This window comes from Pontibacillus salipaludis, assembly GCF_014642405.1.
GTDB classification, from domain to species: Bacteria; Bacillota; Bacilli; order Bacillales; family BH030062; genus Pontibacillus; species Pontibacillus salipaludis.
The window spans coordinates 48,619-63,789 of record NZ_BMIN01000019.1 but is presented as its reverse complement, the minus strand read 5'-3'; the positions used below and the strand labels follow the sequence as shown (position 1 = coordinate 63,789).

The 15,171-nt window shown below is 42.2% G+C and carries 17 protein-coding genes; 8 read left to right on the top strand and 9 right to left on the bottom strand.

Annotation, left to right across the window (positions count from 1 at the left end; all coding sequences use genetic code 11):
• The first annotated feature begins 27 nt into the window (after positions 1-27).
• The 3 genes from IEW76_RS17100 to IEW76_RS17090 all read left to right on the top strand — a co-directional run bounded on the left by IEW76_RS17100 (position 28) and on the right by IEW76_RS17090 (position 2,382).
• Positions 28-522, top strand: coding sequence for an antibiotic biosynthesis monooxygenase family protein (locus tag IEW76_RS17100; protein ID WP_188655641.1), 495 nt, complete (start codon positions 28-30; stop codon positions 520-522).
• A gap of 288 nt (positions 523-810) precedes the next feature.
• A complete protein-coding gene (locus IEW76_RS17095) occupies positions 811-1,668 on the top strand; it encodes a transporter substrate-binding domain-containing protein (RefSeq protein WP_188655640.1) in 858 nt (285 codons plus the stop codon).
• 15 nt (positions 1,669-1,683) lie between these two features.
• Complete coding sequence (locus tag IEW76_RS17090; RefSeq protein ID WP_188655639.1) at positions 1,684-2,382, top strand: amino acid ABC transporter permease; 699 nt, start codon at positions 1,684-1,686, stop codon at positions 2,380-2,382.
• 50 nt (positions 2,383-2,432) lie between these two features.
• On the opposite strand, the gene IEW76_RS17085 is transcribed toward IEW76_RS17090, so the two are convergent.
• The 5 genes from IEW76_RS17085 to IEW76_RS17065 all read right to left on the bottom strand — a co-directional run bounded on the left by IEW76_RS17085 (position 2,433) and on the right by IEW76_RS17065 (position 6,245).
• The gene (locus IEW76_RS17085) at positions 2,433-2,852 is read right to left on the bottom strand and encodes a disulfide oxidoreductase (RefSeq protein ID WP_308422090.1); all 420 of its coding nucleotides are present in this window, start codon (positions 2,850-2,852) and stop codon (positions 2,433-2,435) included.
• 191 nt (positions 2,853-3,043) lie between these two features.
• Positions 3,044-3,694, bottom strand: coding sequence for a response regulator (locus IEW76_RS17080; protein ID WP_188655638.1), 651 nt, complete (start codon positions 3,692-3,694; stop codon positions 3,044-3,046).
• Positions 3,687-4,739, bottom strand: coding sequence for a sensor histidine kinase (locus IEW76_RS17075; protein ID WP_188655637.1), 1,053 nt, complete (start codon positions 4,737-4,739; stop codon positions 3,687-3,689). Before IEW76_RS17075 ends, IEW76_RS17080 begins: the two co-directional genes overlap by 8 nt.
• A 9-nt stretch (positions 4,740-4,748) precedes the next feature.
• A complete protein-coding gene (gene liaF, locus IEW76_RS17070) occupies positions 4,749-5,507 on the bottom strand; it encodes a cell wall-active antibiotics response protein LiaF (protein WP_188655636.1) in 759 nt (252 codons plus the stop codon).
• A 93-nt stretch (positions 5,508-5,600) separates the two neighbouring features.
• Positions 5,601-6,245: a phosphatase PAP2 family protein gene (locus tag IEW76_RS17065; protein ID WP_188655635.1), complete on the bottom strand. Its 645-nt coding sequence runs from the start codon at positions 6,243-6,245 to the stop codon at positions 5,601-5,603.
• Positions 6,246-6,373: 128 nt separating this feature from the next.
• Between IEW76_RS17065 and IEW76_RS17060 the strand changes: the two genes are divergently transcribed.
• A complete protein-coding gene (locus IEW76_RS17060; RefSeq protein ID WP_036786867.1) occupies positions 6,374-6,808 on the top strand; it encodes a ferritin-like domain-containing protein in 435 nt (144 codons plus the stop codon).
• Between the two features lie 435 nt (positions 6,809-7,243).
• Positions 7,244-8,422: a M20 family metallopeptidase gene (locus tag IEW76_RS17055; protein WP_188655634.1), complete on the top strand. Its 1,179-nt coding sequence runs from the start codon at positions 7,244-7,246 to the stop codon at positions 8,420-8,422.
• On the opposite strand, the gene IEW76_RS17050 is transcribed toward IEW76_RS17055, so the two are convergent.
• From IEW76_RS17050 to IEW76_RS17040, 3 genes are read right to left on the bottom strand one after another with little or no spacing between them, the layout of a single operon-like run.
• Entirely contained in the window at positions 8,416-9,129 is a 714-nt protein-coding gene (locus IEW76_RS17050; protein ID WP_188655633.1) for an EcsC family protein, read from the bottom strand. The two genes, IEW76_RS17055 and IEW76_RS17050, sit on opposite strands and share 7 nt — an antisense overlap.
• A gap of 56 nt (positions 9,130-9,185) precedes the next feature.
• Positions 9,186-10,406, bottom strand: coding sequence for an ABC transporter permease (locus IEW76_RS17045; protein ID WP_188655632.1), 1,221 nt, complete (start codon positions 10,404-10,406; stop codon positions 9,186-9,188).
• Positions 10,399-11,142, bottom strand: coding sequence for an ABC transporter ATP-binding protein (locus IEW76_RS17040; RefSeq protein WP_188655631.1), 744 nt, complete (start codon positions 11,140-11,142; stop codon positions 10,399-10,401). Before IEW76_RS17040 ends, IEW76_RS17045 begins: the two co-directional genes overlap by 8 nt.
• A 988-nt stretch (positions 11,143-12,130) precedes the next feature.
• Between IEW76_RS17040 and IEW76_RS17035 the strand changes: the two genes are divergently transcribed.
• The 3 genes from IEW76_RS17035 (at position 12,131) to IEW76_RS17025 (ending at position 14,120) form a co-directional block, all read left to right on the top strand.
• Entirely contained in the window at positions 12,131-12,556 is a 426-nt protein-coding gene (locus tag IEW76_RS17035; protein ID WP_188655630.1) for an HIT family protein, read from the top strand.
• A 135-nt stretch (positions 12,557-12,691) separates the two neighbouring features.
• The gene (locus IEW76_RS17030; protein WP_188655629.1) at positions 12,692-13,222 is read left to right on the top strand and encodes a tryptophan transporter; all 531 of its coding nucleotides are present in this window, start codon (positions 12,692-12,694) and stop codon (positions 13,220-13,222) included.
• 538 nt (positions 13,223-13,760) lie between these two features.
• Positions 13,761-14,120: a YtxH domain-containing protein gene (locus tag IEW76_RS17025; protein ID WP_188655628.1), complete on the top strand. Its 360-nt coding sequence runs from the start codon at positions 13,761-13,763 to the stop codon at positions 14,118-14,120.
• A 57-nt stretch (positions 14,121-14,177) separates the two neighbouring features.
• On the opposite strand, the gene IEW76_RS17020 is transcribed toward IEW76_RS17025, so the two are convergent.
• The gene (locus IEW76_RS17020; protein ID WP_188655627.1) at positions 14,178-15,086 is read right to left on the bottom strand and encodes a glycine betaine ABC transporter substrate-binding protein; all 909 of its coding nucleotides are present in this window, start codon (positions 15,084-15,086) and stop codon (positions 14,178-14,180) included.
• Positions 15,087-15,171 lie beyond the last annotated feature (85 nt).

Genomic DNA, 15,171 nt, shown 5'->3' with positions numbered 1-15,171 from the left:
TAAACTTAATAGAAAGGAGACGTTTTCATGAATGTATATATGACACTTGGCACCTATGATTACCTGGCTTCTTTAACTGAAAAGCACGATCAAAAGATCTTTCTTATGCAGGGTGAAAGTTCTGCCCTTGCTTATACAGAAGGAGAAAACATCTTCCAAGAGCCACGCTCTTATGAAACGGTTGATCACCAAGGAGATCTTCAAGAAGAAGGATTTGTTGTCATGAACAACATCCCTGTAACAGATGAAGGGCGCCCACTTTTTGAAGATCGCTTCAAAAACCGTGCAGGCGCAATTGAAGATTCACCTGGATTTCAGGCGATCAGAATCTTACGTCCAGAAGAAGGCAATACCTACGTTGTCTTCACTCAGTGGAAAGATGAATCAAGCTTTGAAGACTGGAAGAATTCCCAAGCCTTCCAAAAGGCTCACAAAAATTCCGGCCCTCAAAGTAAAGAGAAACCATCCTTCTCAGCAGGACCAGCCTACTTAACGAAATATCATATGACAAAACCAGACTAAACATACACTAAGCCAGCAAAAAGCTGGCTTTTCTTAATGCCAAAACACTTTCCCACTCTAAAGCGAAGAAGCGTGCCAGACACCCATTAATGCTTCACAGCATGAAAGCGTGCCTGGCACCCTTTCGTGCTGTATAAGACTAACGCGTGTCTGGCACGCTTTACTCTTGTATAGCAATGGTGAGGGATTTGTGAGAATTGTAAATTTCTTTCTTTTGAAATTGAGAGAGTATGTTGTTATAGTTAGATAGGTTTTTATATCATATCAACATGAAGGGAACGTGCAACTATGAAAAAACAACTTATGTTTGTAGTAAGTTTAGCTTTTGTTTTCATCTTAGCCGCTTGTGGTTCAACCGATGGCGATGACCAGGCAAAAGAAACGACTACATGGGATAAAGTTCAAGAAGAAGGAGAGATTGTAGTCGGGACATCGGGGACCCTTGTAGCAACCTCTTATTACCCTAAAGATTCTGATAAACTATCAGGTTATGACGTCGAAGTTATGCGTGCGATTGGAGAAAAACTTGGCGTTGATGTGAAGTTTCAAGAGATGGGATTTGACGCTCTATTTGCTGCTATGAACAGTGGCCGCATCGATGCAGCGATTAACGACATAGAAGTAACGGATAAACGCAAAGAAAAATATGCGTTTACTACCCCTTACAAATACTCATATACAACATTGGTGGTCCGTGAAGACGGTCTAAGTGGCATTGAAACACTTGACGATCTTGAAGGAAAGAAAGCCGGTGGTGCTGCTACATCTGTATTTAGTGACATCGCTCGTCATTACGATGCTGAAGTTATTACGTATGATAACGCTACAAACGATGTGTACCTTCGTGATGTTGACAACGGCCGTACAGATGTCATCATTAACGACTATTACTTATCCAAACTCGGGATAAATGCCTTTCCTCAGTTTGACCTAGTTCTTCACCCAGACATTAAGGTGCATCCTACGAAGCAAGCTATTCTTCTTGAACAAGAAGACAGTGAACTTCAGAAGAAAATGAATGAAGCACTAAAAGAGTTACAAGAAGACGGCACATTAACTGAGCTGTCGAAGAAGTTCTTCCTTGGCGAAGATGCATCGAAGCAACCTGAAGGTGAAATTACCGAAATCGAAGGCATAGAATCCTAAAGGCGTTGATACTCTATGATCAGTCCTACACTATTCCAAGACATTGAATACGATAAGCTCTTTAACCCGCGCCTTGCATGGGAGAGCTTACCTACTGTTTTAGAGGGACTGCCTTATACCCTTGCCATCTCACTCGCTGGGATGGCAATTGGTTTATTGCTAGGTTTCTTTCTAGCCTTAGGCCGATCCTCAACGGCGATCTATTTACGTTGGCCATCCCGTTTATACATTTCCTTTATGAGAGGGACACCTATTCTCGTTTTCCTCTTCCTGCTTTATTTTGGATTACCGTTTATCGGACTTACGTTATCCGCTGTAACAGCAGCTGTTATAGGATTTGGTTTAAACAGCGCGGCTTACAACGCCGAGATTATTCGAGCTTCACTAAAAAGTGTTTCAACAGGACAATGGGAAGCATCAAGAGCGCTAGGGTTTAGTTATTGGCAGACGGTTCGCCACGTCATCATTCCACAAGCGACACGCATTGCTCTCCCACCCCTAACAAACGTGATGCTTGACCTGGTAAAAGCGACTTCTCTAGCGGCAGTTATTTCTGTACCTGAAATGATTCAGCGCGCTCAAACCGTAATCGGTCGAACAGGTGACGCTATGACACTCTACCTTTTAGTAGCGTTTATCTACTGGCCTATTTGTATTATTATTGCCTCCTTCCAAGAGCGTCTCGAGGCACACTATGACTTTCACAAAAAATAATGAAACCTAAAAATAAAATGGCCCGTGCTTGAAAAAAGCACAGGGCCATTTTATTTATTGGTGCGAACCATCCATAGATGGCATACAAATATAATCGTGAAAGCTGTGAAGGATAGTAGAGGGATTGTAATAAATCCTCCCCAGTTAATATACGTACTTCCACAAGAAACAACGCTACATCCATCCCCTGCTTCCTTTAAAAATGGTAGCTTCTGCATTCCATAGTGATAGGCTGCTACTAATACACCTAACCCACTCATAAAAAGTCCAGCTGCTCCATATCTAAGATCCTTACGAGCCAAGGCAATTCCATACAGTATCACAAGTGGATACATCAAAATCCGTTGGTACCAACACTTTTCACAAGGAATAAAGTCCATTACTTCTGAAAAAAACAGACTCCCAAACGTCGCTAAAACGGACGTTAACCAGGTAAAAAAGAGAGCCTTCTGCACACGTTCACTCATCATCAAAACATCCCCAATTCAAAACATTCTTCCTTCAGTATAATAAAGGTGAATCACGGATTCTAGTAAAAAAGAGAGGAAGGTCGTTCTACCACTTACCATACCCGTTCATCATTTCTTCTTTCCACTAAAAAATCGAGTATAAAATCGCTACGATTTCATACTCGATTGCTAACTCAACCTTTATAACCCTACTACTCATTAGATGAGCGAATCAGACCGTTCTTATGTGCATAAACGGCCGCTTGGGTACGGTCCTGCACAGCTAACTTACTTAAGACATTACTTACATGTGTCTTAACCGTTTTAATTCCAATGAATAGCTTTTCGCTAATTTCTTGGTTCGTTAATCCATCACCAATACACATTAACACTTCTAACTCCCGACCAGTCAGGTCATCATGGAGCTTCTTTTCTTTAGAACGAAAGCGTGTCATCATTTTGTTCGCTACTTTAGGTTCAATGTGTGTCTCACCTTTTGCAGCCTTTTTAATCGCCGAAGCAATCTCATCTGCTGAAGATGTTTTCAACATATAGCTGAATGCTCCTGCTTCAAGTGCCGGGAACACTTTCTCATCATCATAATAGCTCGTGAGAATAATAATTTTACAATCAGGGTGTTCGGCCATGATCTGCTTTGTAGCTTCAATGCCATCCCCGTTTTCCATCATAAGGTCCATCAGCACGACATCTGGTCTTTCTTTCAGAGCTAGTTTCGCACCTTCATTTCCACTGGACGCTTCTCCAACAATATCAAATGTCGGCTCTGTCATTAAATAGGCAATCACGCCTTTACGAACCACATCATGGTCATCTACAACCACCAATCTGATCGTCTCACTCATCCACAACCGCCTCCTGAATTGGAATTCTTATATCAATGTAAGTCCCTTCTCCTGGCTTAGAACGAAGTGCGAATGTACCGCCAATCTCATCTGTTCGTTCCTGCATGGTTTTCAAGCCATATGAGGTTTTCTTATCTTGGTTTACATGGAACCCTTTCCCGTTATCACGAATATGTAAAAATACTTGGTCACTCATGCCCTTTAACGAAATGTGAACATCGGACGCTTCAGCATGACGTAAAATGTTTGATAAGGCCTCTTGTACAATACGGAACAGGTGCTCCTCTGCCCCATCAGATAAGTCGATGGTGTCATCTAGCTCGACAGAAAACTCGATTTGACATTTCTCTTTCAACTCATGAATGAGCGTTCTGATCCCTTCATGTAATGACTCACCAGACAAATGAACAGGCCTTAAATGTAAAAGCAAGGCTCTCATTTCTGTTTGAGCCTGAAGTGACATAGTGGTAATCTCCCCAAGTTGTGCTTTTGCTCGTTCAGGATCCTGATCAAATAAACGCTCGGTAGCTTGTGCCATCATAGTTAACGCAAATAACTGTTGACTAACTGCATCATGAAGGTCACGTGCTAAACGTTGTCTTTCTTCAATCGTAGCTGCCTTATGAGCGGTCTTGGCAAATTCTGATTTCTCATCTGCCATTCGCTGAAGTGATTTTACTTGGCTTTGCAATTTTCCTGCTAACTCATTTAATTCTTCTGCGATATGTTCAAATTCGTCATCCGTATTCAAATAAATCTTGGCAGTGTAGCTTCCTTGAGCTAATGCACGGATCATGGTTGTCATCCCATCAAGATTTTCCTTAATGCCACCGCTCGACTGAAACCCCACATAAATGGAAACGAGTCCTGATACTACAATAAACAACCCAACAAAGAAAAAAATGGCGCCCTGACTTAGCCAACTAGGTTCTCTTAGCACATAAAGACCTAATAAAACTGACATTAAAATGAGCACCGTTAAAAACATGCCATAAAAATGAGAGCGAATAAAAGCATATCGAACACTATTCAATCGTTTTAACATCCTCATCACCTACACTCGGTCCAGGCGTATATTGCCGACTTTTAAGTTAATATAGAATGTAACTTTGCGTGTTGAAGTTTCATAATCAGGTGTCTGGTAACTCATCACACGGTTAAACCCGTCTGCCTTTTGGTCAAGGATTCGTATATCTCCTGTCTTCACATTTGCCTCTACTCGAAAAGCTACGTTCTCAGGCATTAGAATCTTCACATCCCCAACAATTCCTGAAAGCTTAAAGGGAGTGTCTTTCTCAGGAATAAACGCCTTTGTAAAATCGAACTTGTAATCTCCAACCGCATTCCATAAGTTCATTGGTTCCACTGCCCAATCACTGTTCGTAAAAGAGTAGTCTCCTATCGCACTTTTCTTTCTTTTGAAACTTTCATCATGATGATCGTCATCAAATATGATTTCAACTTTAGGCTTCGTACCTTTTGAAAGGAAGATCCTAAAACCAATAATGACAAGGATCAAAGGCCACAGTAACCATATATCCCCCGCTGTAAAGGTAATCCATTCAAAACGATCCATAATAAGAAGAGTAGCAAACACAGAAGTTAAAACACCTAACCCCCAATGGTCATCTCTTTTAAGTATACTATCCAGGATGAACTTTAGCCCAACAACAAGGAGTATGAAAGGATAACTATAAGAAAATAATTGCCACATTTCCAGGGAAATAACGTCAAGATTCGCTAATAATAGGAAAGTTCCACCAATAATCAACGCTAATGCAAGGATAAAATTTGTAAAACTAACGCGTTTCATTTTAACCACCCTTTTCCTAAAACCTAACTCTACATTTATCTTAGCGCTTTTACTTACGTTTTAGAACATGCTCCGGGTGGTCTTCTCCTCCGTCTATAGACGGAGATTGGCTTTCTTTTCAATCCATTCGTACACCATAATCCACACCCCTGCAAAAACAAGGCCAAACGTAAAACCCGCCAATACATCCGATAGATAGTGCGCGCCTTCAAACACTCTACTCACTCCGATTAATAACACAAGCGTAAAACCTACGACCGAACTAGACGCGACCAAAATCTTAGAATTCGCCTGTCTGCTCAGAAAATAAAAAGCCAATACAGCGCAAATTAACGAAACCATAGCGTGACCACTTGGAAAACTAAACCCTTCTACCCCTTCATTTACAACTGGTCGCTCTCTCGCAATAACACTTTTTAGTAAGATATTGACTCCGTATCCCACAAGTACACCCATAAACATCATCAACGCCTGAAGCCAGTCTCTCTTTCGTAAGCCAATAAGGACCACGAATACAATCGCGACAGGACCAAGAACTTTCCCTGAACCAAGCGGTGTGAGCGCAGAAAAGAATTGGTGCACTTCCTCCCCAGCTCCTGCAGCAAACTGAGCCGCCCATTCATCGACCAAACCAGCCTCCCCTGTCAAAACAAGGGTCATTAACGTTAGCGATAATCCTAATAGGACTGCCCCCGATATATACACAGGCTTTTTTGAAAAATTTAAGTATGATTCCATTCTATTCCTCTCCTCCCCCTCTATTTTACTAAGCCTTGAACCATATGTTTAGTTTTTTTTCACCAGGGTACATTTATATTGTGCGACATGATATACACAACGAACAAATCTAAACAGGGGTGATTATGATGGATCAAAAAGTACAAAATCTAATTGATGGCTTAAACGAAGACTTAGCACACGAATATGCGGCAAGCATTATGTACACATATAATGCTGCTACCGTTCAAGGACTTTACTATCAAGTGTTAAAACCATTCTTCGAATCTGAAATTGGTGATGAACAAGGTCATGCACTTTACCTAGCTGAAAAGATTAAAACTCTAGGTGGTACACCAACTACTAAACCAGCTGAAGTTAAACAACTATCAGACGTTAAAGATATGCTTGAAGAAGCTAAACGCGCAGAACAAGACACGATTCGTCGTTACGAAGAGCGCAAAGAGCAAGCTGAAGAACTTGGTTACACAGAGCTAGTTGTCAAACTAGACGACATGATCGCAGACGAAACGGGCCACATGGAAGAAATGGACCGTCTATTAGCAGACCCACGTCTACAATAAGGATAATTCTTTATAACGAAAAAGCCGAACTGCGCATATGCGGTTCGGCTTTTTTGCGTGAACAAAATGAAATCCATCGTTACTTTTTTGACTAAGTCTTATTTCTAAAAAAAACAAGTTCGCATTGGCTCTCTCTCAATTAGAATATGGTTACTGGCAAGCATTCATAGGCGGTCCGTTCGCACTGCTAAAGCCAGAGCTGGATGGGGGACTGCGAGACTCCCGCGGGGTAAGGAGCCTAGGGGAGACCCCACAGAGAGCGAAAGCGAACGAGGAGGCTTCCCAGCTCCCCGCAGGAAAGCGAGTTGTCCCCCATCCAGCTCAAAGCAGTTATTAAAGTAACGGACCTAATACGCCTCTAACGCTTTTAAGTTGTCTGTATATTCATAGTTTTTCGTCTTTGTTATAATATGGCTAACACAAGGAGGGAAATCCATGGACTTACAAAAAATCTTACAAGACATCGATGCTCATTACGACGAAATGGTTGATATTCGCCGTTACCTGCATCAACACCCTGAATTATCATTCCAAGAAACTGAAACATCTAAGTATATCTCAAATTTCTATAAAGAATTAGACATTCCCCACCAGACAGGAGTCGGAGGAAATGGGATCCTGGCTACATTAGAAGGCGGGAAACCTGGTAAGACGGTTGCGTTACGCGCTGACTTTGATGCGCTTCCTATACAAGATGAAAAAGATGTCCCTTACAAGTCAACAGTACCAAATGTGATGCACGCATGCGGTCATGATGGACATACCGCTTCTTTACTGTGCCTTGCCAAAGCCCTAAAGGCTCACCAGGAGAACATACCAGGTACCATAATCTTCTTACATCAACATGCTGAGGAAAATCCACCAGGTGGCGCCACACAGATGGTTGAGGCCGGGGCTCTTGAAGGCGTTGATGCTGTATTCGGTACGCACCTTTGGAGTAATACACCAGTAGGAACCATTGAAACGGCTCCTGAAGCTTTCTTTGCCGGAGCAGATGCTTTTGAAATTACGATTCAAGGTCAAGGCGGCCACGGGGCACAGCCTCATCAGACAAAGGACTCCATTGTAATCGGCTCAGAACTGGTCACTTCTCTCCAACAAATTGTGAGCCGCAAGCTCGACCCATTAAAATCTGCAGTGGTAACAGTTGGTACATTCGAAGCCGGTACAACTTTTAACGTAATCGCAGATACAGCAACCTTGAAAGGAACCGTTCGCACGTTTAGCCCTGATGTTCAAGAGCTAGTCATTCGCGAGATGGAAAAACACATTAAAGGAGTTTGCACCACTCACGACGCAAGTTATCAATTCAATTATATGAAAGGGTATCCTCCAGTCGTGAACCATCCTGAGGAAGCCGCGATGGTGATCGAAGGCGCATCTAACACACCAGGCGTAGAAAGAGCTCATTATGTTGAGCCCGTTATGACAGGAGAGGATTTCTCCTACTACATTCTCGAGCGACCTGGTGCCTTTTTCTTTACAGGCGCACAAAAAGAAGGACACGTTTATCCTCATCACCATCCGAAATTTGATATTGATGAACGCGCCCTTCCTATTGCTGCGAAAACACTATTTCAGTCATACGTTGTCTATCAACAAAATCATCAGTAACCCATTAAACGGAGACGGTACGCATTTTGAGCCGTCTCCGCTAATTGTTCCAACAGCTTCGTATTTGCCCAAGCTCCTACAAAAGCTCCAAAACCAGGAATCAGCTGTAACATCTTCACGAAATCAATCGAGTCTCGGTATTCTAGTTGCAACGTCTTCCAGTCCACATCTTTTATCGTCTCTTTTTCATTTGACCAGTTCAACACGCGCCTTAATACCTCTTTACGCTTCTCATCACTTGAGAAAGCTAGCATAAACACATGCAGTACGAAAAGCCGTTCTTCATACTCCTCAACCGAAAACCCATAGATTCGAGCTGTATCAAAAAGAAACTTCATCTTTATACTAAGGAGCAGTGGAAAATCGGCTACCCCTAACACAATGCCACCAGCTCCTGTCCCAGCTCCTTCTAAGGCGGCGGTACGCTTATAATACTTTAATCTCTCTTCAACTTGCTCCTCCCGCTCTTTCAATGTCCACGCATCCTTCACTTGAATCGGATAGATATAATGAGAGCCTGTTAACGAAAGCTCAATCATTTGCTTTACGCTTCCTGACACTACTTTATGAATACGCTCTGGCACCCAATTGTTCATGGTAGTTTGAATCACCTTCGATTTCCTTTGTACAATCGAGCTCCTCTTCTCCATCCCTTTTACAAAGCGGAGGGCTTCCTGGTACTTTCTCTCTTCATAAGGCGTTCTCATTACACTTCCTCCTATACAAAAAGCCGACCCAATCGTATTTCAAGGGTCGGCTACGTTTATGTTAATCGTTTTGTTAAATACTTGTGAGACATAAAGTAACTAAATAGCGCCCCACCTATTAATACGATGGCTAACCCCATTAGGTTCCCTAGAAGCAGGAAAACAACCCCTAATAATGCCGTTTTCACCATCAACAGTTGGAATAGCCATTTCGTAATAGCTTTCCTCCTCGATTCTATTCGCAAAGGATAAAGATCAAGCCACAATACGTCTCTATGATGGTGCCAAAGCGTAACCATCTGAAAGCCACTTAAGTAAAGAAACAAGAAGCTAAACGCAATTTTCATCCAAATGTTCGGCACAAAATAGACGAAAGCCCCGCCAATTAGAACTAGACGAATGTATAACCCTAAGTAATCACTACTTCTGATAAACGTAATTCTGTACAAGTAATCAAATGTCTTATCACTTGAAAACGGAATCGGTTTTTTAATTAGACGAACGAGCCAATGTCGCTTCTTCACACTATTCTTTAGGTGTGGTACATCAGTGAACATATTGGCAATTCGATAAAACACTTGCATGCGCTGCTGATCCTTTTGAATTAACAAGTCCCAAGCAATGCCTTTACGCTTCTTAGCTAAGGTGTAGTCATACATCATCACAGCGAAGAAAAGGGTGGTGGTTACTCCTGCAAATATCCAGTCTCCTCGAACAAAGAAGAAAATCGTCAGCCCGTTTAATAAAAAGCGCAATATTGGATCAATGAATCCACTCATTCCAAATCGGCTATTCAATTCCCACCAATGAGAGAGCGTGTTCCATCCTTTTAGAATCAAAATCACAATTCCAAATAAAACAAATTCAGATGTTGCCCTTCCTGAATACGTTGTAAAATAAAGCGGACCGAAAGCGACAACGACAAAAAACAAACCAAAGACTTGTAAGAAGAAGCTATAAAGAATCCCGCTTCTAAAGAAGCTCGCTAAGCGATGTTCAGCGGGGAGTAAAAAGACTAAGTCAGCTTCCCTTAGAAATGTACGAATGGGACTATACGTCAAAAGGCTCGCAAAAACTACTCCCATTACAAGAGCCGTTGGAAAACTTGAGTCTAACGTAGCCAACCATTGTTGGTAATTATAAGTCAAACCCGCTAAGAAGAAAAACATAGCAAAAGAAAAATGATCATTGAACATTAATCGTAAATAGCGACCCATCTCTTTTGTATGAGAGTCGAGCCTGCCCCGCCACAGCTTTTGAGGATCAATCTTAAGCATCATCATCTTCCTTTGTAAGCTGCACGTAGAGATCATCTAACGTCGCATCTGGCATAGAGAAAGACTTTCGCAGTTCTTCAAGCGTTCCTTTTGCACGAATTTCTCCGTCATGAAGAATAACAAATCGATCACAATAACGTTCCGCTGTGGCTAGTATATGTGTCGACATGAGTACGCCTGCACCCTGGTCTTTCATCTCGTTCATTAACTGCAAATACGATTGAATACCTAACGGATCCAACCCAACAAAAGGCTCATCCACAATATATAAAGAAGGCTCCACTAAAAAGGCACACATAATCATGACTTTCTGTCGCATCCCTTTAGAGAAATGCACAGGAAAGAAATCTAATTTCTTCTCCAAACGAAATTCCTTCAGCAATGGCTGTAAGCGCTTTTCAAAAACCTCTTCTGTTAATCCATACGCCATTGCAGTCAAACGAAGGTGTTCCCGAAGAGTTAACTCTTCATATAGAATCGGCATCTCTGGAATATAGGAAAATTGACTTCTATACCCCTCAGGGTCCTCCTGAAACGTTTTTCCGTTAACTGTGACACTTCCTTGTTTCGCTTGCATCAATCCAATAATATGTTTAATTGTTGTACTTTTACCGGCACCATTTAATCCAATTAAGCCAACAATTTCACCCGGCTGTATATCAAATGAAATGCCGTGTAAAACGTTTTTGTGCGTGTATCCACCTACAAGATCTTGAATATGTAATAGTGATTTCATTTGTATCCCTCTCTTCTTCTCCAAATTTTATCATTCCCCTGACACTTTGCCAAAAAAATCGTTACTTTTTTGTATAAGACCTGTCCATTCTGCTCATAATACTCTTGAAGGCAACGGGAGACGTTGTCCAGGAGCAAATCACTGTTCACTACGTTCAAGGTTTAAGTTCTTCTTAAAATTTGAAATGAGGTGTCTGTGAAAGACCAAGCTGAGATAAACTCCACCATCTGGTAAGAGCTTTATAAAAACACGCATTCACTAAATGAGGTGTTGACAGCAGGTATATTCGCGAGCTTTAGACACGATTCTACAGAGTCCATTCCGATGATCTCTGTACACTAGTGGCAACCCCACGCGTGCCAAAGTGTTTCCCAAACATCCGTTAAGGATACCAACGTCTCCCAAACCTTCTTACAGGCAGGGTGTCTCTTATGAGGCACTCTGCTTTTTGGTTTTTATTAGTTGTTATATAGCAGAGAATGTTTCCGTTTGCTTGATTCAGCGTAAGGTGGTTCGGGAAATCACTCGCTTTCCGTGGCGAGCTGGGGAGCCTCCTCACTCGCTAACGCTCCCTCCGGGGTCTCCCCTAGGCTCCGACTGCCACAGGAGTCTCGCAATTTCCCGAACCACCCATCCATATTAGAAGTAACGGAAACATAGCCACATCTGAAATTCTTCCCGGAAGCTAAAGCTACGGGGCCATTCATATCCCTTATGGCAAGGGGTGTCTGGGGAACGGGGAGACTCCTGCGGGAGAAAGAGGTCGACGAGACCCCACAGAGAGCGTAGCGAACGAGGAGGCTCGGCAGCTCGCCCGCGGAAAGCGAGTCGTTCCCCAGACACCCCCTCCACTCAACAAACGTAATGGCCCCATTCCCATAAACATGATATAAGGAGCCTGATTTGCTGTCTTGCAAATTGGAACTTGTCCTATTTTCTGATACGATATATACACAATATAGCCATGGGCTGAAATGGAGGAGATCAGATGAGCCAAGTTTGTATCTTTTGTAAAATTCGTGATGGAGAGATTCCATCTGCGAAAGTGTATGAGGATGAAGATGTGTATGCTTTTCTAGACATTAGCCAAGTCACAAAAGGGCATACACTTGTTATCCCTAAAGAACACGTAAAAAACGTTTATGAAACGTCTTCTGACGTAGCCGAGAAAGTATTCGCTCGTGTTCCAAAGATCGCCAATGCGATTAAGGCAACCTACGAACCTGTTGGTTTAAACGTGCTTAATAATAACGAGGAAGCAGCCGGGCAGTCTGTATTCCACCTACATATTCATCTTATTCCTCGATACGGGAAGAATGATGGATTTGGCGCGAAATGGGAAGAGCATTCAAAGGAATATTCTCCTGAGCAACTACAGACGATCGCAGGAGATATTGCGGCAAACATCGGTTAGACTTCGAGCTGTCAGAATCTGAGATGTTTAGCTTTCGAGAGAGTTTTGTTATAATAGAATCAGACTTTCGCAGTTGGTCAAAAGGACACAGCTGGAAGGTAAGTTGAGACTAGTTTAGAAGAGGAGAGATGTAACGTGAAGAGTCGTCTAGACACGCGTGTGTTGGTATTGTTGTCGTTAATTGTTGGGATTGGTGCTGTATTGCATATTTTCGCTCCCCCTATTGTGAATGGGATGAAGCCTGATATGCTCTTGATCATGATGTTTCTCGGAATTATTCTATTTCCTAAGTTCCAATATGTAATGCTTCTATCCCTTGTTACGGGAGCGATTGCTGCTTTAACTACGGGATTACCTGGAGGTCAGATTGCAAACTTAATCGATAAGCCTTTAACAGCGCTTGTCGCTTTCGGAATTGTACTGGCTGCCGGTAAATTTACAAATAAAAAAGTTCTTGCTGCAAGTGTAACGCTTGTAGGTACGCTAATTAGCGGAGCTATATTCCTATTTGTAGCTGTTAACATTATTGGTCTTGTAGAAGGAAGCTTTATGATCATGTACGCAACCATTGTCCTTCCGACAGCTGCATTCAACACAGTAGCCATGACGGTTATTTACCCGATCGTTGAAAAGATTTCAAAACGATCCCGCATCGCAACTGCATAAAACGTTAAGAGTGTGTTCCTTACAAGGAGCGCACTCTTTTTTGATTACAGAGAACCACTTTACCTTCGGAGCATTCACACGGACGTTCGTAAATTCAAATTCTTCTTTAATCACTTCAGTCTCTTCTTTCGTAACTCCTCGCTCCCTTTAGTCAGTTCGATCCTCTCTTTCGTCACTACGCACTCGTTTTTAGTCACTTCGACCTCTTCTTTCGTAACTCCGCACTCGCTTTAGTCACTTAGATCCCCTCTTTCGCAACTCCGCGCTCGCTTTAGTCACTTCGATCCCCTCTTTCGCAACTCCGAGCTCATTTTTAGTCACTTCCTCCTCTTCTTTCGCAACTCCACATTCGCTTTAGTCACTTCGATCCCCTCTTTCGCAACTCCGCGCTCGCTTTAGTCACTTCCCCTAATTCCTGCCCTTTTCCCGCCTTAGTTCCTGCATTGTCATGACTTTTCTGCAAGAAATAAAGTTTATACCTCAACACAAAAAGGAAAAACGGATATAATAGAAGATAGTAAGGAAAGGAGTTGTGATTATGGGTAAAGGGAAATCATTACTACTTGGATTTGTCGTAGGAGGAGTCGTAAGTGCATCAGCTACATTATTGTCTGCTCCTTCATCCGGAAACAGAGTACGTCAACAAGTTAAAGATTCTAGTGACCAACTTAAAACTACCCTTGCAAACTTGCAAGGTGAAGGCAAACAATTAACTGAACAAATTGCGAAAACATCTAAAGAAGGTGCTTCGTTACTGCGAGACCTCTCAACGGAAGTAAAACAATCGATCGAAAGCTGGAAACAAACGATTGAACCCCACCAGAAAAACATCCAAAAACACTTACAGGAAATTGAAGAGAGCTTGAAAGAGCTCGAGGAGAAGGCTAAACAACAATAGTTTCTAAACGTAAAAAAGGTGTACTCCCCATATTGGGAGTACACCTTTACTTTTAGGTTATTCTTTTGGCTCTAGGTCTTCAATTGATTCGATATCCATGTAATCTGGTACAACTAAACCAATTTTAGCCCCTTCCAGATTAGCCCCTAAATCGACGAATTCTTCTTCGAAGCTTTCATAATGATCACCGTGTGTACGTGGTAACCATGCAGAGGTCATAGCGTCAGAATCGCCTTCAGCAATAGCTTGGAACATAGGTCCAATCCCTGCTTGAGTTAAATCTGTTTCAAATCCTTTTTGTTTCAAAACTTCTGAGATGACATGCGTTGAGCTAATTTCAGACTGCCATGGAACATAAGCTAGTTTTACTGTTCCGCTTCCATCCTCTACACCTTTTGTCCACTCATCAACTTTGTCCTGGTTATTTTCAATCCAGTTTTGAGCAGCTTTGACAGGTTCTGTTCCTTCCTGAAGTTCAAGCATTACGCTTTGCATGTCCTCCGGAGACCATTTAAAGTTATCAAGAATTTTTGCAGCATCCGGCATATCTTCCTTGAATCCTTTACGTACAATCGTATTAATATGTTCCGTACCACCGTATACTTCCTTAGGATCTTCTAAGTACTTCAGATCGTATTCAGCAAATTTCCAATGTGGCGTCCAACCTGTTACGATGATCGGTTCTTCGTTATCAATAGCGTTGCCTAGCTGTTCTGTCATAACGGCTGAAGAGCTTGAAGAAACTTCCCATCCTTCTAGATTTTCATATTCCTTTAATGCATTATCTGTTGCGACCATTATACCTGCGCCTGATTCGATTCCTGTAAGGGTGTATTCAAGTTGTTCACCTACTGATGCCTTTGTATCACCTGAGTCTCCGCTTGAGTCGTCCTCTGTTGAACCACATGCAGCTAATGCCAACGACAATGATAAACCTGCTGTTAAGCCAAGCTTTTTCCAATTCATGATATAACCCCTTTGATATGTATTGTGTATAACGTTTTATAAAGACAGCCCACCTACAAAAGTAGGCAGGCTATGTGTGACTAAG